This is a genomic window from Mucilaginibacter sp. SMC90, assembly GCF_022811725.1.
GTDB lineage: Bacteria > Bacteroidota > Bacteroidia > Sphingobacteriales > Sphingobacteriaceae > Mucilaginibacter.
In genome coordinates this window covers 4,807,326-4,827,679 of the sequence record NZ_CP094527.1, presented here as the reverse complement: position 1 = coordinate 4,827,679, position 20,354 = coordinate 4,807,326, and the positions used below count along the sequence as shown (strand labels likewise).

Genomic DNA, 20,354 nt, shown 5'->3' with positions numbered 1-20,354 from the left:
GTTATCGGGGCTTGATTTTTGTGGAGTTAGGGTGAAGTGGAAAATACGAAGAAGATCATGATAGCGGACGATGATCCGGGGATTGTGGATGCGGTGGAGATAATGCTTGATTTTGAGGGATACCAGGTTTCGTCGACAGTAAATGGTTCGACGCTTTTAGATATGCAGACAGAGTTTCCTGATCTGCTGTTACTTGATATCTGGATGTCTGGCTCCGATGGGAGGGACATTTGCCGGGAACTTAAAAAGCGCGATTCAACCAAAGGGATCCCGATCATCATGATCTCGGCCAGTCGCGATATCGAAAAATCAGCCTATGACGCCGGTGCTGATGATTTTTTAGCAAAACCGTTTGAGATCGATGACCTGTTAGGTAAGATCAGAAAGCACCTCAATGCATGAGGGATGAATCTGGCGTACCTGCACCACAGGTGCAAAAGGTTTGTAGTAATAAAATGGATTTAATTTTTAGCGTGCCGGAGGTACACAACTTCTACCTCAAAGAATCATTCTCCCCCTTTAAATTAATCAGCGAAATCAACGCAATCAAAAAACAAATCAATGGTCGATAACAGGAGTTTTGTCCGATATCGATCACTTTTTGAAAATTAAAAATCTGTAACTCATTTATTTTTAGCTGTTTAATATTGGTATAGCTCTTGCAAAACCTTGTCCAAAGGTTATCACAATGGATAAGGAAATTGCACTTGAAGTTACAACTGCCAAACGCAAAAAAACAGCGCTTGTCATCACAATAGGTCTGGCTGTTTTGGTGCTTGCCGTAATGGTTTTGCGTGGATATATAAAGTCAACCATCACACGGGCCGAAATAACAACTGCCAAGGTTGAGATAGGCGACATCGAAAATACAATAAACGCTACCGGCGAGGTCTTGCCGGAATTTGAAGAGATCATTACCAGTTCTATCAACGGTTCTATCAAAAGTGCGCTGATGGATGCCGGTAATAAGATCAAAGCAGGTCAATCGATATTAACGCTTGATAAATCGGCCACCCAAACCGATTATGAAAAACAAAAGTTTCAATTTGAGACCAAGCGTACCGAGATCAGCAAACTCAAGCTTGATCTTAACAAAAGCTTCTACGATATCCAATCCAACAATGACATCAAGCAACTCCACATCAGTAACCTTGCAGATGCGGTTGAAAATGCAAAGCGCTTGTATAAAGCAGGTGGCGGCACCCGCGAGAACATAGAACAGGCCGAGTTAAATCTTAAAGTTGCCCAGCTCGAAAAAAAGCAACTGGAAAATGAGATCAAAAGCAAGCAGCAAACCATGCAGTTGGAAATCAAAGAGGCCGAAATAGCTGCCGATATCCAGCAAAATGATTTAAAAGAGTTGCAGCGCAAGCTTGATCTGGCCAATGTGGTAGCCACCCGTGCAGGTGTTATCACCTATGTTAACAGAAATATTGGAGCCAACATTCACGAAGGTGAAACCCTTACCCGCATTGCCGATTTAGGAAGCTTCAGGATCCAGGGCAGTGTTTCTGATAACGTGGCCGATCAGATACGCAGCGGTTTGCCGGTAATTGTGCGCATCAATGATGATCAATTACGCGGGCATGTAAGCAATGTATCTCCATCGGTACAAAACAGCATAATTTCTTTTGATGTACAGTTAGATGACCGTGCAAATAAACTGCTTAGGCCAAACCTGAAGGTAGACGTTTTTTTGGTGACAGCTACACATAACAAAATCATGAGGGTAGCCAATGGCCCTGCATTTAAAGGCCCTTCTGTGCAGGATATTTTTGTGCTGAACAATGGCAAAGCCGAGCGTCGCACCGTACACATCGGCCTTACAAATTTTGACTATGTGGAGATACAAAGTGGTGTAAAACCCGGTGATGAAGTCATTACATCGGATATGAGCGAATACAAAAATTCGAAGGAAGTAACAGTGAAATAATTGTAAGAAGCGTCATTGCGGGGAACAAAGCAACCCCGGTTTATAGCATGGATTTACAAGGTTTGGGCTTGTTTTTCCAAGTTCGGGAGAGGCCGTTCTCGCAATGACGATTTGTAAATGAAGTTAAGCAATGAAATAGCCGGCACTGCTGTTGGAGTAGCAATACCGGCAACGGAGAAAAGAGAATGATAGTAATAAGCTAAATACAGACCGTCTTTCTTCGAAATGACGGTTCAAAAAAGGAATTAGATACAATGAAAATACTATACATTATATTATTACTAACCATAAGCACAGCGGCATTTGGCCAGAGCGGCAATGACACCCTGCGGCTAACCCTGCAGCAGGTGGTAGAGCTTGCCAAAGCCAATTCCATAGCCGCCAAACAGGCCGCCACCACGCGCGAAACCAAGTATTGGGAGTATCGTACCTATAAATCGGCCTATCAACCGCAGCTGGCCTTAAGCGGTACTTTACCTGGCTATACCAAAACATTTTCACAGGTGCAGCAACCCGATGGTACTTTTCTTGTGCAGCCCATTCATAATGACAACTCACAGTTAAGGCTTGATTTTAGTCAAAGTATTACCGCAACTGGTGGTACTGTTTATGGCACTACGCTATTACAGCGGTTTGATGATTTTGACAGGCATAATGTGTTATATAATGGCATTCCCTATGGTATAAATTATTCACAGCCACTGTTTCAGTTCAATAAACTGAAGTGGGATAAAAAGATCGAGCCTTTGAAATTCAATGAAAGTAAGCAGGTTTACATTGAAGCCCAGGAAAAAATAGCTGTCGACGTGGAAAGTTATTTTTTTGACCTGCTGCTGGCCCAGGTAAATCTTAAAATTGCCGAAACCAATTTTGTCAATACAGAGAGAATTATAAAGGTAGCAAACCTAAAGTATGAGTTAGGAAAAGTATCAAAAAATGACATCCTGCAATTACAACTGGAAAAGATCAACGCACAAAAAGCGGTGGGTACAGCTAAACGCGATATGGAAATTGCCACACTTAACTTACGGAGTTTTATAGGGCAGGAAGGTGACGATAAAATAGTTTTAATTGCACCTAAACAGATCAGTAACATGATCGTTTCGTCGGAGAAGGTGTTGGCCGAAGCCTATGCTAACAGATCTGCAGCTATAGCGTTTGCACGCCGCCTTGCCGAAGCCAAACGTGATGTGGCCATAGCCAAAGGTCAAAATGGCTTGACTGCTACACTTACCGCCAGTTTGGGTTTTTCAAATACGGCCACCAATATTCCGGATGTATACAAGAACCCGCAAAACCAGCAGGCATTGGAGGTGCAGTTAGCCATACCGATATTGGATTGGGGCCGATCGAAATCAAAAACAAAAACTGCCCTGGCCAATCAGAAGCTTACAGAGTACGCTGTTGAGCAGGATAAGCAAACTTTTAAGCAGGAGATAGTAACGCAGGTATCGCTTTTCAATCTGATGAAAGAACAATTAGTATACACGGCGAGCGCCGATAGCATTGCCGGTGAAAAATACAAGATTGCCCGCGAACGCTATGTGCTGAGCGACTTGAGCATCACCGATCTTGGCATAGCCTTCCGTGAAAATGACCAGGCCCAGCGAGATTATGTAACAGCCCTTCGCGATTTTTGGGGAGCTTATTACCAATTGCGCTACCTTTCGCTTTACGATTTTGAAACAAACAAAAAAATAACCTATAACTGATTCTATAATTCAATAACCCGATTTCAATCTATAACCAATAAAAAATCACTAAATCACTAATTCATTAAATCAATAACTAACCTCTCATGATACGTTTACAAAACATTGAAAAGGTGTACCGCACCGATACTATTGAAACCCTGGCCCTTAACAGCGTAAGCCTTGATATTGCCAAAGGCGAGTTTTTATCCATCATGGGCCCGTCGGGCTGTGGTAAAAGTACCCTGCTTAACATTATGGGCCTGCTTGATGCACCCTCAAAAGGACAGATCAGGATTGACGATCAAAAAACAGAGGGCATGAATGATAAGCAGCTGGCACAGTTCCGCAATAAAAAGCTGGGCTTTATTTTTCAGAGCTATCACCTCATTAATGACTTGCAGGTGCTTGATAACGTGGAACTGCCCTTGCTTTATCGCGATACCACCGCCAAACAACGCCGCGAACTGGCTGCCGAAGCGCTGGAAAAAGTTGGCCTGGCTAATCGGTTAAAGCACTTTCCTACACAACTATCAGGCGGTCAGCGGCAGCGTGTGGCAATAGCCAGGGCTATTGTTGGCAGGCCCGAAATTATTTTGGCCGATGAGCCTACCGGTAACCTGGATAGCGCCATGGGGAACGAAATTATGGAGATCCTCCTAAATCTTAACCGCAACGACGGCACTACGATAGTAATGGTAACGCACGATGAAAATATGGCTCACAAAACCCACAGGTTGGTACGCTTGTTTGATGGCGCCCAGGTTCAATAATTAACCGGTTTTAAAATTAAAGTTATGCTTAAAAATTATTTTAAAATAGCCATAGCGGTACTCAAACGCCGTAAGTTTTTTACTTTTATTAGTTTGTTCGGCATCAGTTTTACCTTAACTATATTGATGGTTTTAACTGCTTTTATCAACAAGGTAATTGGAGATAACTACCCGGATAAAAAGCGGGACAGATCATTATACATCAACAGGCTGGCAGAAGTAGGAGACCAATCCATGCAATCGAGCACATTGTCTTATTACTTTTTAAGTCATTACACCGGTATGATGAAAACCCCTGCCAAGGTTGCCATATCATCAATGTTTAAGGGTACTAATACCTATGTAAACAACAAAAAAATAGCCGTTAATTTTAAATACACCAATGCCGAATACTGGGACGTGCTCGACTATGATTTTACCGAAGGTAAACCATTTAATAAGCAGCAGGTAACTAACGCAGATCGTGTTGCAATTATATCTGAAGATATGAGAAGGGACTATTTTGGCGATGTTACGCCGGTAACAGGTAAATACATCGAAGCAGATAATGTGAGTTACCGCGTAATTGGCGTAGTGAAAAATGTACCTGTAACAAATTATATGCTTTACAGTGATATTTATTTGCCATACACCGTATCAAAAGAAGATTATAAAAGCAAAGGCTATTTAGGTGGGTACATGGCAATCCTGCTTGCCAATTCGCCAAGCGATGTGCCTAAAATGCGGGCCGAATATGAAAATATTATAAAACGCGTGCCGGTAGAACGTAAAGAATTTAAACATGTTTACAGCCATGCCAATACATTTTTCAGGAGCTATGTTGATACCGGCAATGAAAAACAATCGGGCGTATTCATTGTGGTTACGGCCATCAGTATTTTTGTATTCATTTTTACCCTGCTGCCAACACTTAACCTGGTTAACATCAATATCACCCGTATCATGGAGCGGTCGTCAGAAATTGGTGTACGTAAAGCCTTTGGGGCATCATCAAAAACGCTGGTTTACCAGTTCATTGTCGAAAACCTGATACTTACACTACTTGGTGGTTTAATCGGGGTAATTCTTTCGTTAATAGCGCTTTATGCTATCAATAACGCTAACCTGATTGATAACCTTGAGCTAAGTATCAATTTCACGGTTTTATTTATTGGTTTGCTGGTTTGCCTTGCTTTTGGTTTGTTATCGGGTGTTTACCCTGCATGGCGTATGTCAAAACTGAACGTGGTTACAGCGCTCAAAGCTTAATGATCATTTATCTTTAAATCAAAATATTATGTTTAAGCATTTATTTAAACTCATCTGGAATAAAAAGAAGCAGAATTTTCTGCTCATTACCGAGATGCTGGTATCCTTCCTGGTATTGTTTGCGGTATTTACACTACTGATGTTTTACTATAACAATTATAAAAAGCCAATGGGCTTTGATTATCAGGACGTGTGGGTTATCAATTATAATAATTCATACCAAACAAAAAATGTCGACTCGCTTAACCGTTATTACGAAACGCTGCGCAAAACAATAAAATCATTACCTCATGTAAATGACATCACTTTTGTGAGTGGTAATATCCCGTTTTCGTCGCGAACTAACCAAAGCGGGCTAACATACAAGGGCAAACACATTGACCATCTGAATAATTTTACGGTTGAAGATTATTACGAAAAAGTAATGAATGTTACGTTGTTAGAGGGGCGCTGGTTTAATAAGGAAGATGTGGTTAGTAAAAATCAGCACATCATTATTGATGCCGACTTAAAGGAGGCGATATTTGGCAACGAGCCTGCCGTAGGTAAGCTTTTAGGCAATGATGATGATAAAAACAAGTTTAAGGTAGTTGGTGTAATCCAAACCATAAAGAGAAACGGCGACTATCTGAAAGCCGGCCCGGGGATGTATTTCAGAACAGATACAGGTTCATTTCGCTGGCTTGATAAAATACTGGTAAAAGTTGACCATGGGGCCGATGCCGCCTTTGAAGGGAAGCTTTACAAAACGATGGCCAACTACATGAAAAATGCTAATGTTGAAATTGAACACCTTGCTAATAAGCGGACAAATGCCAATTACTTTGCACTGGTGCCCATGATCATATTGGCCATTGTAAGTGCATTTTTGGTGATCAATGTGGCGCTTGGCCTGTTTGGTGTATTGTGGTACAATATCAATAAGCGCAGGGGCGAGATAGGCTTACGCAGGGCCATTGGTGCCACAGGGAAGTCGATATCAGGTCAGTTAGTGGCCGAATCCATGATCCTGGCAACGCTGGCACTTATTATCGGTACTTTTTTTGCCGCCCAGTTCCCGCTATTAAATGTATTTGACTTACCTGCAATTGTTTACATCGAAGGTATATTGTTATCTGTTTTATTTGTTTATCTGCTGGTGCTTATTTGCTCTCTTTACCCCGGCAAACAGGCTGCGGCCATTTATCCCGCTGTTGCTTTACACGAGGAATAATTACGATATTAACCGCATATTATGATATTGGTTATTGATGATGATATTGCTGTACGCACCTCGCTGATCCTGCTTTTAAAAAGCGAGGGCTATGATGCCGTAAGCACTGGCGAGCCAGCCGAAGCTATAAAGGTTATCAAGAAAAATGCTCCCGAGCTGATCATTCTTGATCTCAACTTTTCGATAGATACGTCGGGGCAGGAGGGAATGGATTTACTTGGAAAAATCAAGGCTGTCAATAGTGCTATTCCGGTTATCCTTATCACCGGCTGGGGGAGTATCGAATTGGCTGTTAAAGGCATGAAGCTGGGTGCCAATGATTTCATCAACAAGCCATGGGTTAACGAGCATCTCATCCAGTCGGTGAAAACCCTTTTGGATCTGCAGGATAAAAAAACCGAACACCGTACCCGTAAGCAGCTTGACAAAACCTATAATTTTGAAAATATTGTGGGTGAAGATGCCCGGATGCTCGATATTTTAGAAACCATAGGCCGCGTTGCATCTACTGATGCATCGGTACTGATCATGGGCGAAAGCGGTACTGGTAAGGAGCTAATAGCGGAAGCTATTCACCAGAACAGTCTTCGCCGTAATAAGCCATTTATTAAAGTGAACCTGGGCGGGATCTCTACTTCGTTGTTTGAGAGTGAAATGTTTGGCCATATCCGCGGGGCGTTTACCGATGCGCGGTTTGACAGGATAGGCCGCTTTGAAATGGCCAACAAAGGCACCATTTTTTTGGATGAGATAGGCGATCTGGATGCCAGCAGCCAGGTAAAGCTGCTCCGTGTGTTGCAGGATCGTACCTATGAAGTATTGGGCAGCAGTCGCACCAAAACGGTTGATACCCGTGTAGTATGCGCTACCAATAAAAACCTGAATGAAATGGTAAATCGCGGTACTTTTCGCGAGGATCTGCTGTATCGTATTAACCTGATCACTGTTTACCTGCCTGCCCTGCGCGAGCGGCCGAAAGATATTCCTTTGCTGGTTGATTTTTTTATTAATAACTTAAAGCAGATCTATAACCGGCCCAATTTGTCGGTAGCGGCATCAGCCATGAAGTGGTTACAGCAGTTACCTTTACCTGGCAATATCAGGCAGTTAAAAAACCTGGTGGAGCGTTCCATTTTGGTGAGCAGGAGGGATGAGCTGAGCATCGATGATTTCCGGTCACAGTTGGAATTATCGCCGGTAAAAAAAGGGAATATCCAGTTGCCGGGTGTAGGTACTTTAACTTTGGAGGAGGTAGAAGTGGAGATGATAAGGCGGGCTTTAGACCATCATAAAAACAAAATAAGTAAAGCAGCGGCGGCGCTGGGCCTCACGCGCAGCGCCCTGTACCGGCGGCTCGAAAAATACCAGATCCCGTACGATGAAGCTGAAGACTAAATACATTTTATTTGTGGTGGTCCTGCACCTGCTTACCCTGGTGCTTACTTATTTTATTTTCAACGATAACAAGATCTATTTTATCATATCGGAGGTTGTTGTGATCATCTCTTCGGTAATTGCCATACAGCTTTACCGGCAGCTCATTCAGCCACTAAAAATGCTGATGCAGGGCGTTGAAGCTATCAAAGACAAAGATTTTAATGTGAAATTTCTTTCAACCGGTAAACACGAGGTTGATGCGCTGATTGATGTTTATAATCAAATGATGGACGAGTTAAGAACCGAACGGACAAGACAGGAGCAGCAGCATTTCTTTTTAGAAAAGCTGATCCACACCTCGCCAACAGGCATCATCATCCTTGATTTTGATGACCGCGTGCAACAGGCCAACCCCAAAGCTTTGCAGGTGCTCGGTATTGATGAAAAAGCGCTGATTGGCGAATTAATTGGCGAATTGGATCATCCGCTGCTGGCACAGATCAAGGCCCTTAAATCGGGCGAAACAGTTGTAATAAAGCTGGACGGCATCAACTCGTTCAAATTGCAGAAATCACATTTTATCGATCGCGGATTTTCGCGCCACTTCATTATGCTTGAGGATCTGACCGCCGAGATACTTGCAGCCGAAAAGAAAGTTTATGGCAAAGTGATCAGGATGATGGCGCACGAGGTTAACAATACTATTGGCCCGGTTAACTCCATCATGCAATCGGCCATGAAAACTGATCAGCTTTGGGCCGGCCACGATTTCGACCCGATAAAAGATGCGCTGCAAATTGCCATGGACAGGAACCAGAACCTCAACCTGTTCATGCGCAACTTTGCCGATTTGGTGAAGCTGCCTCAAGCCAACAAGCAACCTGTGATATTGCAAAAACTGATCACCTCAGTAACCAAACTGATGACTATCCGCGCCGAAGAAAAAGGCGTTGCACTTAGTCTCGATTTGCCCGAAGAGCCAATTAAAATCATGGCCGATGAGCAGCAACTGGAACAGGCATTCATCAATATAGTAAAAAACGCTATCGAGGCCATTGATGATAAAGGGTCGGTAACGTTTGCCATCAACCCAAAAGAAAAAAAACTGGTGATCACCGATACCGGCAAAGGCATTAGCCCTGAGCAGCAGGCTAATCTATTTACCCCGTTCTTCAGCACCAAAAAAGACGGGCAGGGTATAGGCCTCACCCTGGTGCGCGAGATCATGCTAAACCACGGCTTTGAGTTTTCATTGAAAACCGTTGCCGAACGGCAGACGGAGTTTGTGGTTTATTGGGGTTGAAATTGGGAGATTAGAAAGAAGGGGATTGTGCGATTCCCCTCTTGAGAGGGGTGGAGGGGTGTGTTCCTGCGCTTGCTTATCGCTTGCAGAAACACACCCCTGCTACCACTCGTTCCTCCGCGCCCCCTCTCGAGAGGGGATTTTATATGGCGGTGTAACGCCAATAAAAATCCATAATTGTATTAGTTTTTGCTTAATCCTTTTAGTAATGTTGTAAACCAATTTAAATGTTACTTTAACAGATAATCACATCGCAATTACCTTTACTATGCAAAGACGGCATTTTATCAAAATTTCTGCAACTACCGCGGCTGCAATGCTTTTCAGCAAGCTTACTTATTCGGCGTCAAACGGGGCCGCTATCATAAATAGCCCTGATGAGGTTTGGGCTCAATCGGGTGCTGATTGGGTTAAGCTTACAGCTTCCGGCGGCTCTCATTACACCTATAAAGATCTCAGCGTAACCCTTAAAGCTAATGGCAATGCACTTGGCGTTTATGTATCATCGCCAAAGCAGGAGTTAAACAGCGTACGGTTAAAATGGAAACACAACACTGCTGCTTCAGCCAAATTCCTGGGCGATCATTGGGAGCGTTCCTACGGCGACCTGCAATGGAAAACCATAGCTGCCGGTATTAAAAATCCGTGGTATGTAATTATACATGATGATAAACAAACCGCCTGCTTCGGCGTAAAAACTGGCGCTAACAGTATTTGCTGGTGGGGTGTTAATGCCGATAATATCGAACTTACTTTAGATACAACTTCGGGCGGGGTAGGCGTATTACTGGGCGACAGACAATTACACGCCGCCGATATCATAACTACTAATGCTAAAACCAACGAAGATACCTTTGCCGCAACGCATCGTTTTTGTAAAATGATGTGCGAAAAACCGCGCATACCGAAGCAACCGGTATATGGTATCAACGATTGGTATTTTGCGTACGGCAATAACTCGGCCGATTTGATCAAAAAAACAACCGCCATGATGGCCGAACTGGTTACCGATCACAGCAATAAGCCTTTTTCTGTTATAGATGCCGGTTGGGCAACCTATTCGCCACTATTACCGGGCGATGGTGGCTGGAACGATGATTTTTCGAAGCCGAATGATAAATTTAAGGATATGCATGCCCTTGGTGATGAGATCAAAAAACTGGGTATGCGCCCGGGTTTGTGGATGCGACCGCTTTGTGCTAAACATGATGAAAAGGCCAGTTTACTTGCACCAAAGATCCCCGGCAGGGACAATCCAAAAAATCCAACGCTCGACCCAACCATCCCCGAAAATATAGCGCGTATCAAACATAATTTTGATGTGTACAAGCAATGGGGCTATGAAATGGTAAAGCACGATTTTTCAACATATGACATTGCCGGTCGCTGGGGATTTGATATGAAGGATAGCTTTACTTCGCCGGGCTGGCACTTTAACGACAGGACAAAAACCAATGCCGAGATCATCCTGCACCTATACCGCTCTATCCGCGAGGCCGCAGGTGATGGCATCTACGTGATCGGTTGCAATACCATGAGCCACCTTTCGGCAGGAATATTTGAGCTTTGCCGCATAGGCGATGATACAAGCGGCCACGAATGGGCACGTACCCGCAAAATGGGTGTTAATACCCTGGCTTTCCGCCTGCCCCAGCACAACGCGTTTTATGCGGTAGATGGCGATTGCGTAGGCCTCACTAAAGATATTGAATGGAAAAGGAACAAACAGTGGTTGCAATTATTAGCTGAAAGCGGCGCACCGCTATTCATCTCCGGTCAGCCCGAGGCGATGGGCGAAGAGCAAAAGAAAGCTGTAAAAACAGCATTTGCGCAAGCCGCCAAAGTACAGCCGCTTGGCCAGCCATTGGATTGGATGGAAACATTAACGCCCGCCAAATGGAAACTGAACGGCAGGGTGATTGATTTTGATTGGGCGTAAGGAGGCTATTTTTAAGATAGTCTAAAGTTTTTTGTCATCCTGAGCGATAGCGAAGGATCTTCTTCGATATGCAGAACTGTTATGCAGGGGCGGAGAAGAGGCTTCGTTTCTACCCTTGACATAATAAAAATAAGTGTCACGCTGAGCCTGTCGAAGGGCGCACAACCCTTTGACGGGCTCAGCATGACAGTCCCTCTTCACTTAATAGATCCCAGACTTCCGAAGTTTTAAAAACTTCGGAAGTCTTTAGCCGTTTTGTTACTCACTCTTCAAAGCGCGCTGAGTTTTCAAATTCATGACAATCACTTTTTAACTTGTTATGGATAGGAGCGAAGAAATTCTCATCTGAATGTGTAACGCACAAAATAATTTGCAATTAACTATTAGGCGATTAAAAAAATATAACGATTATTGGCGCGTGGTAAATTGTGGCCTGACCTGTTTTTACTGACATTATTTTGTCAGTGTTCAGCTTTTAAAAACAAGTGTTCAATTAAATATATTGGCAAATATTAAACTGTTGTTTATCAGTTATTTAATTGTTTTCTTGTGATTGACTGAACACTTAAGTTGTTGACTGTCAATATTGAGTGTTTTTTGAAGTGTTCACCCTTTTAAAATTGAACACTTCTGTTTTTGAATATTAAACCTATCTATAATAAAGTAATGAGTACTACCAATACAAGCAATACTTTCAGCATGATCAATACCATGCGCTGGTATGGCCCTAATGATCCGGTGAGTTTGTCAGATATCCGCCAGGCGGGCTGTACCGGCGTAGTAAGCGCCCTGCATCAAATCCCTAATGGCCAGGTATGGACAGTTGAGGCTATTAACGAACGCAAGGCTATTATCGAAGCTGCCGGCCTTACCTGGGATGTAGTTGAAAGTGTACCCGTACATGAAGCCATCAAAACACAAACCGGCGACTATCTGCAATATATCGAAAACTACAAGCAAAGCCTGCAAAACCTGGCGCAGAGCGGTATCCATATCGTTACCTATAACTTTATGCCGGTATTGGATTGGACCCGTACCGATCTGGGTTTTACTGTGGAAGATGGCTCAAAAGCCCTTCGTTTTGAAAAAGCTGCCTTTATTGCCTTTGATGTATTTATGCTGCAAAGGGAAGGGGCAGAGCAGGAATACACCACAGATGAACTTGGCCGCGCCAGGGCTCGTTTTGAGAGTATGAGTGACGATGATAAACAACTGCTGCAGCGCAATATCATAGCCGGTTTACCCGGCAGCGAAGAAAGCTTTACGCTGGATAAATTCAGGGCTGCGCTTGCTGCTTATGACGGTATAGATGCCGAAAGATTAAGGCAAAACCTGATCTTTTTCCTGCAGCAGATCATCCCGGTTGCCGATGCTAATAACATTAAAATGGTGATTCACCCCGACGATCCTCCATATGCTATTTTAGGCCTGCCAAGGGTGGTAAGCACCGCCGAACATATCAATGCGCTGATTGAAGCGGTTCCATCATTAAATAATGGCCTATGTTTCTGTACCGGATCATATGGCGTAAGGCCTGATAATGACTTGCCTGCCATGGTTAAACAATTCGGCGACAGGATCAATTTCATCCACCTGCGCAGCACACGCCGCAACGAGTTTGGTGATTTTTATGAAGATAACCACCTGGAAGGCGATGTGGACATGTACGCAGTGGTGAAAGAACTGGCACAAGTAATGAAACAGCGCCGGCTAAGTATCCCTATGCGCCCCGATCATGGTCACCAAATGTTGGATGATCTTAAAAAGAAAACTAACCCTGGCTATTCAGCCATTGGCAGGCTTCGCGGTCTGGCCGAGCTGAGGGGGCTTGAATTAGGCATTATCCGCTCAATGGAATAAACTGTTTTTAAAATATATCCGGATACGGGGGGCCTAAAAAGGGCCTCCCGTTTTTGTTTAAGAGGTTTGAAATAATGGTGTACTCAAATGAAATATCAGTGTAATTGTAAGTTAATTGATGTGCATAGCTTTAACTGATTATTAAACCAATTAGTTAAATCAAATTATGAAAAAACAATTAAACAAACTGATGTTTGGCGGCACGCTGCTGCTTTTAACCCTCGTATCGGCCTGTAGTAAAGATGCAAGCAAGCCCGCTGCTAAAACAGGTAACACAACCGCCCCGCGTGCCGCTGTGCCCCAAAGCGGCTTTAGTTTATGGGGAACGTGTAATGGCGCTCCGTATAACATTTCGGGTACCAACGGTATTTGTGTTCCGGTAGGTAATTGTAGTACCGATATTGACGCTGCGCAGCAAAGCACTGGTCAAAACGCTACAGGGCTTCAGTTTAATGGTTGCTTTAAAGGTGGTACAAGCGCCTCCAGTTCGGCAAGTGAACAGGCGGTTTTTCTTTGCGACAATGTTTCACAATGGAACGGTAATGAGATGGGTTTTGTGAAAACCTTGAATGATAATGCCTTAAAGGGCTATCTGCAAGGTGGGGGCCAGTACATTACACAGGTTATTTCGGTGGGTGATAACGGCTATCATACCTTTAAATGCCAGGCCCGTTCGGGCAACGTACACCAGGTTGATTTTTATGTAGATGGTACATATAAATTCACCCTTACCAATAACAGTGGCACTTACTACAATAACTGGTTTTACTTTGTAGGCACCAATCACTGGTATGGCGGTTCAAGCAATACCGGTCAGCAAATTGAAATGTACAATATGACAACTTTTTAATTTGTGCCCTTGTTAAAAAGAAAAGGCCTTTGCATATAGCGAAGGCCTTAATTGCTTATTATTGGTTAGGTGCTGTTAGCCCATATTATAAAAAAACTGCTCTGCTATAATTTTGCCGTCTTTTACTTCGTAAACGGCTATTTCGTTCATCGGCATACGGCCGCCTTCTTTGTAGGTAACATCCATATCCATGGTTACAGCAAAAAAGTTACCGGTAACAATCGGGTCCGACACCTCGCCGCTGTGTATTTCCTGTACCGAGGCATACCAATATTCGGTTTTACCCTTAACAGCTTCTTTACCCTCGGTAAGCTCCATCGGCGAACCTTTTACTTCACGGCTCACAATATTATCTGCATAAAGTTCATCAATAGCTTGGGTATGTTTGCCTTCGCGGCAATACTGTACTAATTTTTCTGCTACCTGGGTGGTGGTCATGATCTTATGGTTTTAATTGTTGTTATAAAGTTAGTTAATAACAACTCAAACCAATTGCATATTTCGTTTAAATTTCTGTTAAGTTTGATCTGCAATTGTATCCCCTGAAAAAAAAATAAAAATTTTCTGTAACCATTTTCTACTGCCGAAGTACTTAGGGTATATACATAATTACAAACTGATTGAACACGCTTACAGACAACGCCATTATGCTAAAGGTGAAAGCCGGCGACCTTGACAGGATGGGTATGCTCTTTGAACGCTATAATCGGCAGTTGTATGGCTTTTTGTTCCACATGACCTATCAACGCGAGCTGAGCGAAGATATGGTGCAGCAGGTGTTTTATAAGATGCTTAAATACCGGCACACCTTTACCGGTACCGGCGAATATATCCACTGGATGTACTCCATCGCACGCAACGTTTTAAAAGATCATTGGCGCAAAAACAAGCAGCATGTACAGCACGAGGGTGTGGAAGCTGCAGAAACCATAGCCGGTGGCCTTGTACCCGACGAGCAATTTGAAAAAAAGCAGGCCAAAGCCGAGCTGCACCGTGCCATGGAAAAGCTAAGCGAAAGCCAGCGGGAGATTTTAGCTCTGAGCCGGTTTCAGGAGCTGAAATGCCAGGAGATTGCCCAGATACTGGGCATGACCGAAGGTACGGTGAAGGTGCGCATTCACCGGGCAATGCAGGAGCTTAAAAGTATTTATGTAAAAATGGAACGATAAAACAGTATTAAGATGAAATGTGAGCTATACGAGGAACTGTTTACCGGTTGGATAAACAAAGAATTAAGCCCGGAAGAAAAGGGGGCGCTGGAACAGCATATATCCGGCTGCGACCATTGCCGCAATGAGTTGCAGGCTTTACAGCAACTATGGGGCCATATGGAACAAATTGAAACACCCGAACCATCGGCCAATATGAGTGTGAAGTTTTATGCCATGCTCGATACTTACAAAGAATCGGTAAAGGAACAAAGCAGTTTATGGGCCGATATTAAGTTTCATTTTAGCAGTTTCTGGCAATGGCAGCCAAGATGGCCTATGGCTTATAACCTGGTAATGGTGGTGATATTAGTTGGCGCAGGCTACCTGTTTTTGGGCAAAAGCAAAAGCGACGATCAAGACAAACAACTGAAAGCTTTAAGCTCGCAGGTGCATGAGCTTAAACAAACCATGATGCTGGCCCTGCTTGAAAATCCATCGGCATCTGAACGGATCAGGGGGGTGAGCTATACCAGCGAGATCAAACATGCCGATAAACAGGTAATAGATGCTTTGTTAGCTACGCTGAATAACGACCCTAATGTAAATGTACGCCTGAGCACACTTGATGCATTGACTCATCTTGCCGGTCACGCGGAGGTGAGGGAAGGCCTCATTAAATCAATAGTTGAGCAGGATTCGCCGCTGATGCAACTGGCCATTGCTGATGTGATGCTTAAACTGCAGGAAAAAAGATCAGTAGGCTCATTCAGGGAGCTATTGAAACAAAAAGACCTTGATCATGGCGTACGCGACAAGATCAAACAAACCATAACCCAACTTATTTAAAAAATAAACCAAATCATGAAAAGATCATTAATGCCTGTTTTAGCAGGTCTGGGGCTTTGTTTTGCCCAAATTTCGACCCAAGCCCAGGATTATAAAGAGCATGTAAGCAAGCAATTTACTTTGCAGGGGGCAGCTTCGGGTACCACGCTGGCCATTTACAATATTTTTGGATCGATAACCGTGCAGGGATATTCGGGCAACCAGGTATCCATTGAAATTGATGAAACCATCAGGGGGAAAAACTCAGGAGATGTAGAAACTGGTAAAAAGGAAGTTAAATTGGGATTCGATCAAAAAGCTGATAGTATTATCGCTTACACGGCAGCGCCCTATGATACCCGCCCGCGCCGTAACTGGAACCGCGATGAAGAGCACAGACATATTGACTACACTGTGAAATTGGAATATACCGTAAAAGTGCCTTATGGCATGAACCTATGTGTATCGACAGTAAATGAGGGCGATGTTGAAGTTAAAGATGTTTACGGTGCATTAAAGGTAAACAACGTAAACGGCGGCATAACCATTGCCGATGCTAAAGGTACAACCAGTGCACACACCATTAACGGACCTCTCAAAGTAACTTATTTATCAATACCTCCCGATGCTTCAAGTTATTATACGCTTAATGGAAAACTTGAAGTAACTTATCCTGCTAACCTGGCGGCCGATTTGGAATTTAAAAGCATGAACGGTCAGTTTTATACCGATTTTCTGGATGTGGAGGTATTGCCTACAAGGGTAAGTAAAAGCGAATCAAAAAGCGGATCGGGTACTACGTACAAACTCAGCAAAAATAATGGCGTGCGGATAGGTGCAGGCGGAAAACTATTTAAGTTTGAAACACTTAACGGTAATATTTATATCAAAAAGCAACAATAAAAAATAACAACATGAAAACGATAAAATTTACAGGCGTATTAATATTAACTGTGCTGCTGAGCGCGAGGCTTTGGGCGCAGGGCGTAGAAAAGGGGCAATTAGTTGTACCGTTAAGCGATCCGGGAAAACCGTATAAGCTGGAAGTGGGGCTGGTTAATGGCTCCATCACAGTAACGGGATATGAAGGGAAGGATATCATTGTCGATGCCCAGGGCGAAGAAAAAAAACACCGTGAAAAGGAGGCTGCTCCTACAGGTATGAAGCGTCTGTTTGCCGGGAATAATCTGGATGTACAGGCAGAGGAAAATAATAACACCGTAAATATTCACGGTAGCCCTAACAAAACCACCAATTTAACTATTAAGGTTCCCATGAACAGTACAAGCGTTAAATTGTCGACAGTAAATAATGGTAATATTAACGCAAGCAACCTTAGCGGCGACCTGGAGATCAGGAATGTAAACGGTTATATTAAACTGGGCAATATTTCGGGATCTGTCGTGGCCAATACAGTTAATGGCAATGTGGAGGTTTCCTTTAAAAGTATTGATGCAAAAGCCGCTATGGCATTTTCTACACTAAACGGTAAGGTGGATGTTACTTTCCCGGCGGGTCTTAAAGCCAACGTCAAATTAAAATCTGACCAGGGCGATATATTTACCGATTTTGATGTGGTTACCGAGCAGAGAAAACCGGTAGTTACAAAAAATACCTCCGAGAAAGGAATGTACAGTTTGAAAATGGAAGACTGGGTTTACGGAAAAATAGCCGGAGGTGGTCCCGAATTATTGATGAAAACTACTTTCGGAAGTATTTATATCCGTAAAGCAAAGTAATCGATAGTGTTTTAAGTGTTAATTTATAAGATGATTGGTTTGCCATGGGGAAACCGGGGGAATTTTGTCCGCAATAAGTCTCCTTTATTTAGTACTGCCAAAATTGGTTTTAAGAATATTAGTGTCATAAACTAAACATTAAAGTTTTAACTGGTTAGTTTGCGTGCTGTGTCATGATTGATCATCTAAATAATACGGGCCCGCGAGGGAAAATAACAGAAAAATAGATGGTGAATGTGTTTATAGAATCAAATTTGCGCTGTTTGCTCACTAACAATTAGTTGATTGTGAGGTAAACCGATAAATTGACGAAATATCTCTCCATTACTAATGACTTGGCAACGTTGATGATACAATTTGTGTGAAAAAGGCGTTTTGAACATCATTTGGAACGCCTTTTTTTATAAATTAGCTTTCAACTGACCGTTGTGCAATAGGCTAAACCATTTTTGTGCACTATATTTGCTAACTGGTTACCTATTGCAATCACATAGAATAGTATGGTTAAACTTTTTATCGTGGGTTTTCCGCGAGACATGGAAGAAATTGAACTTGTTGAACTGTTCAGCGCTTATGGTACGGTGAGTACTGTGCGGATAATCACTGATAAAGACAGCGGCATTAGTAAAGGTTATGGTTTTTTAGAAATGACCGACGAGGCAGGCGCTCAACGCGCAATTGATGCCATGAACGGTGCTACGATTGACGAGCGCGAAATAAGTGTCAGGGTAGCAGAGCAAAAACACCAGCCACAACAAAAACAGCATCAGCAGTTTGCAAGGCCCAAACCTGGTTTCAATAAAGTAAAACCACAGGGTTATAATAAGCCCCGTTTCCCGAGGGAAAATAACAACAGGTTTGAGCAGCAGGAAGCTGCCACCCCGGCAAGGGCAAAACGCCCCCGCAGGCAGCAGCCATAAGCTTTAGTTTCAGGAATTGTAAAGTTCGTTTGCTAAAAACTGGTTCCTGAATTTTCCATGCGGATCATATTCGGCTACCATTGCTTTAAACGCGTCCATTTTTTCGTAGCGTGCCGCCAGTGTTTTAGCTGGCATGGTGAAAATTTTACCCCAATGCGGCCGTGCTTTAAATGGCGAAAGTTCCCGTTCAATTTGGGGAAGTAGTTTCAATACCGCTTCGGTTTCCTGTTTCCAGGTAAAATGGATTGCTACCGACTTTTGGTTATGGGCAGGGCTCATCCACAAATTATCAGCGGCAATAGTACGGATCTCGGTAATAAACAGGTGTGGGCTGATCTGCTTACCCAATTTTGCTACAGCCTCAATGGCTTCAACGGCATGATCAAAAGGCACAAAAAATTCTGACTGCAACTCTTTGCCACTGCTGGGGGTAAAGCCCATTTTAAAATGAGGTAAACGCTCATACCATGGGCCGGGTACGCCCATTTGCTCGGTACAGTTTTCGGCAGAGAGGGCTATGATGGGATGCAGGTTTTTTGTAGCAGCCTTTGCTCCGTAAAACTCTTTTAGGTTTTCATCTTTATCTGTGCCTATACGGCTCTTTATCCAAACTTCATTGATGTGATCACTTTGCCAGTCGGTAAACAGGCTTACACTATACCCGGCCAAAACAATTTTTTCAAAGTGCTGCTTTAGCTCGCTCATAGGCAGACCGGTAAATACATGTTGTTTCATCATGTAAGTTGGCTGTATTTGCAGCGTAACCTTAGTAATAACACCCAAAGCGCCAAGACCAACAATGGCGGCGTTAAGCTTCGCGGCATCTTTTGCTTTTGAAAGATGTACGATGCTGCCATCAGCTTTAACAATTTCCAAACCAGTTACCGCGCTTGACAGGTTCCCATTTTTTACGCCTGAACCATGCGTAGCTGTTGTTATTGAACCAGCTACCGATATGTGCGGCAATGATGCAAGATTGTGCAAGGCAAAACCTTCTTTATGAAGGTATGGTGCAAGCTCGCCATATTTTATGCCTCCCTCAACGGTAACTGTATGGTTTTGCTTGTCAAGTGATACCACCTTATTAAGATCGCGGGTTGATAGCAGGTTATCTTTGCTATCGGCAATATTATTAAAGCAATGTCGAGTGCCTAATGCCTTTATTTTATCGTGTTTTTTAATGAGTTGCTGAACTTCTTCAACTGATTTAGGATAAAATACATTATCCGTACTATAAGTTAAATTGCCCGACCAGTTTTGTAAGCGTGATTGTTGCGCCCATGAGGGAAGCGATGATAATAGGGGAGATGCCATTAAGGTAGTACTTAATTGAATGAAAGTTTTTCTTTTCATAACAAATTGGTTAGTACAAGATAGTTAATTATTGCGCAGAAAAGAAAGTGAAATTGCCGAAAGGTAAAGCATTTGTCTAAGTGACTAAGTTTTTATATTTTTTTAAAAAGTAAAAAATAGATTTGTAAATAATTTATAAACTTTTTACCTATTTTGGTGAAATAATTAGTGTTTACTCG

18 protein-coding genes are annotated in these 20,354 nt (G+C 43.1%); 16 read left to right on the top strand and 2 right to left on the bottom strand.

All coding sequences use genetic code 11. The annotated features are described in order from the left end of the window. Window positions 1-57 precede the first annotated feature (57 nt). The 11 genes from MTO98_RS20270 to MTO98_RS20220 all read left to right on the top strand — a co-directional run bounded on the left by MTO98_RS20270 (window position 58) and on the right by MTO98_RS20220 (window position 14,187). Window positions 58-402, top strand: a complete 345-nt coding sequence (locus tag MTO98_RS20270; protein ID WP_243480811.1) for a PleD family two-component system response regulator — start codon at window positions 58-60, stop codon at window positions 400-402. A gap of 286 nt (window positions 403-688) precedes the next feature. Further along, window positions 689-1,933, top strand: a complete 1,245-nt coding sequence (locus tag MTO98_RS20265; RefSeq protein ID WP_243480810.1) for an efflux RND transporter periplasmic adaptor subunit — start codon at window positions 689-691, stop codon at window positions 1,931-1,933. Window positions 1,934-2,187: 254 nt separating this feature from the next. Then, entirely contained in the window at window positions 2,188-3,645 is a 1,458-nt protein-coding gene (locus tag MTO98_RS20260) for a TolC family protein (RefSeq protein ID WP_243480809.1), read from the top strand. A gap of 86 nt (window positions 3,646-3,731) precedes the next feature. Next, on the top strand, window positions 3,732-4,397 hold the full coding sequence (locus MTO98_RS20255; protein WP_243480808.1) for an ABC transporter ATP-binding protein: 666 nt from the start codon (window positions 3,732-3,734) through the stop codon (window positions 4,395-4,397). Between the two features lie 24 nt (window positions 4,398-4,421). Further along, the gene (locus MTO98_RS20250) at window positions 4,422-5,645 is read left to right on the top strand and encodes an ABC transporter permease (protein WP_243480807.1); all 1,224 of its coding nucleotides are present in this window, start codon (window positions 4,422-4,424) and stop codon (window positions 5,643-5,645) included. 28 nt (window positions 5,646-5,673) lie between these two features. Then, complete coding sequence (locus MTO98_RS20245; protein WP_243480806.1) at window positions 5,674-6,858, top strand: ABC transporter permease; 1,185 nt, start codon at window positions 5,674-5,676, stop codon at window positions 6,856-6,858. Window positions 6,859-6,879: 21 nt separating this feature from the next. Further along, window positions 6,880-8,253 (top strand): sigma-54 dependent transcriptional regulator, encoded by a 1,374-nt coding sequence (locus tag MTO98_RS20240; RefSeq protein WP_243480805.1) that lies wholly within the window; start codon window positions 6,880-6,882, stop codon window positions 8,251-8,253. Next, the gene (locus MTO98_RS20235; RefSeq protein ID WP_243480804.1) at window positions 8,237-9,538 is read left to right on the top strand and encodes a PAS domain-containing sensor histidine kinase; all 1,302 of its coding nucleotides are present in this window, start codon (window positions 8,237-8,239) and stop codon (window positions 9,536-9,538) included. The genes MTO98_RS20240 and MTO98_RS20235 overlap by 17 nt, the downstream gene beginning before the upstream one ends. A 268-nt stretch (window positions 9,539-9,806) precedes the next feature. Next, window positions 9,807-11,477, top strand: coding sequence for a hypothetical protein (locus MTO98_RS20230; RefSeq protein ID WP_243480803.1), 1,671 nt, complete (start codon window positions 9,807-9,809; stop codon window positions 11,475-11,477). Window positions 11,478-12,143: 666 nt separating this feature from the next. Further along, entirely contained in the window at window positions 12,144-13,337 is a 1,194-nt protein-coding gene (uxuA, locus tag MTO98_RS20225) for a mannonate dehydratase (protein ID WP_243480802.1), read from the top strand. A gap of 166 nt (window positions 13,338-13,503) precedes the next feature. Then, window positions 13,504-14,187 (top strand): hypothetical protein, encoded by a 684-nt coding sequence (locus MTO98_RS20220; protein ID WP_243480801.1) that lies wholly within the window; start codon window positions 13,504-13,506, stop codon window positions 14,185-14,187. A 75-nt stretch (window positions 14,188-14,262) separates the two neighbouring features. Here MTO98_RS20220 and MTO98_RS20215 read toward each other — a convergent pair whose 3' ends face one another. Further along, entirely contained in the window at window positions 14,263-14,625 is a 363-nt protein-coding gene (locus MTO98_RS20215) for a nuclear transport factor 2 family protein (RefSeq protein ID WP_243480800.1), read from the bottom strand. A gap of 182 nt (window positions 14,626-14,807) precedes the next feature. On the opposite strand from MTO98_RS20215, the gene MTO98_RS20210 reads away from it, so the two are divergent. From MTO98_RS20210 to MTO98_RS20190, 5 genes are all read left to right on the top strand, one after another. Beyond that, entirely contained in the window at window positions 14,808-15,356 is a 549-nt protein-coding gene (locus MTO98_RS20210) for an RNA polymerase sigma factor (RefSeq protein ID WP_243480799.1), read from the top strand. A gap of 12 nt (window positions 15,357-15,368) precedes the next feature. Further along, window positions 15,369-16,184 (top strand): zf-HC2 domain-containing protein, encoded by an 816-nt coding sequence (locus MTO98_RS20205; RefSeq protein ID WP_243480798.1) that lies wholly within the window; start codon window positions 15,369-15,371, stop codon window positions 16,182-16,184. Between the two features lie 15 nt (window positions 16,185-16,199). After that, window positions 16,200-17,066 carry a hypothetical protein gene (locus tag MTO98_RS20200; protein WP_243480797.1) on the top strand — a complete coding sequence of 289 codons (867 nt, stop codon included), beginning with the start codon at window positions 16,200-16,202 and terminating at the stop codon, window positions 17,064-17,066. A gap of 11 nt (window positions 17,067-17,077) precedes the next feature. Beyond that, window positions 17,078-17,902 (top strand): DUF4097 family beta strand repeat-containing protein, encoded by an 825-nt coding sequence (locus MTO98_RS20195; protein WP_243480796.1) that lies wholly within the window; start codon window positions 17,078-17,080, stop codon window positions 17,900-17,902. A gap of 500 nt (window positions 17,903-18,402) precedes the next feature. Further along, the gene (locus tag MTO98_RS20190) at window positions 18,403-18,822 is read left to right on the top strand and encodes an RNA-binding protein (RefSeq protein ID WP_243480795.1); all 420 of its coding nucleotides are present in this window, start codon (window positions 18,403-18,405) and stop codon (window positions 18,820-18,822) included. 9 nt (window positions 18,823-18,831) lie between these two features. Here the strand turns inward: MTO98_RS20190 and MTO98_RS20185 are convergent, their stop codons facing one another. Next, a complete protein-coding gene (locus MTO98_RS20185) occupies window positions 18,832-20,175 on the bottom strand; it encodes an FAD-binding protein (RefSeq protein ID WP_243480794.1) in 1,344 nt (447 codons plus the stop codon). Window positions 20,176-20,354 lie beyond the last annotated feature (179 nt).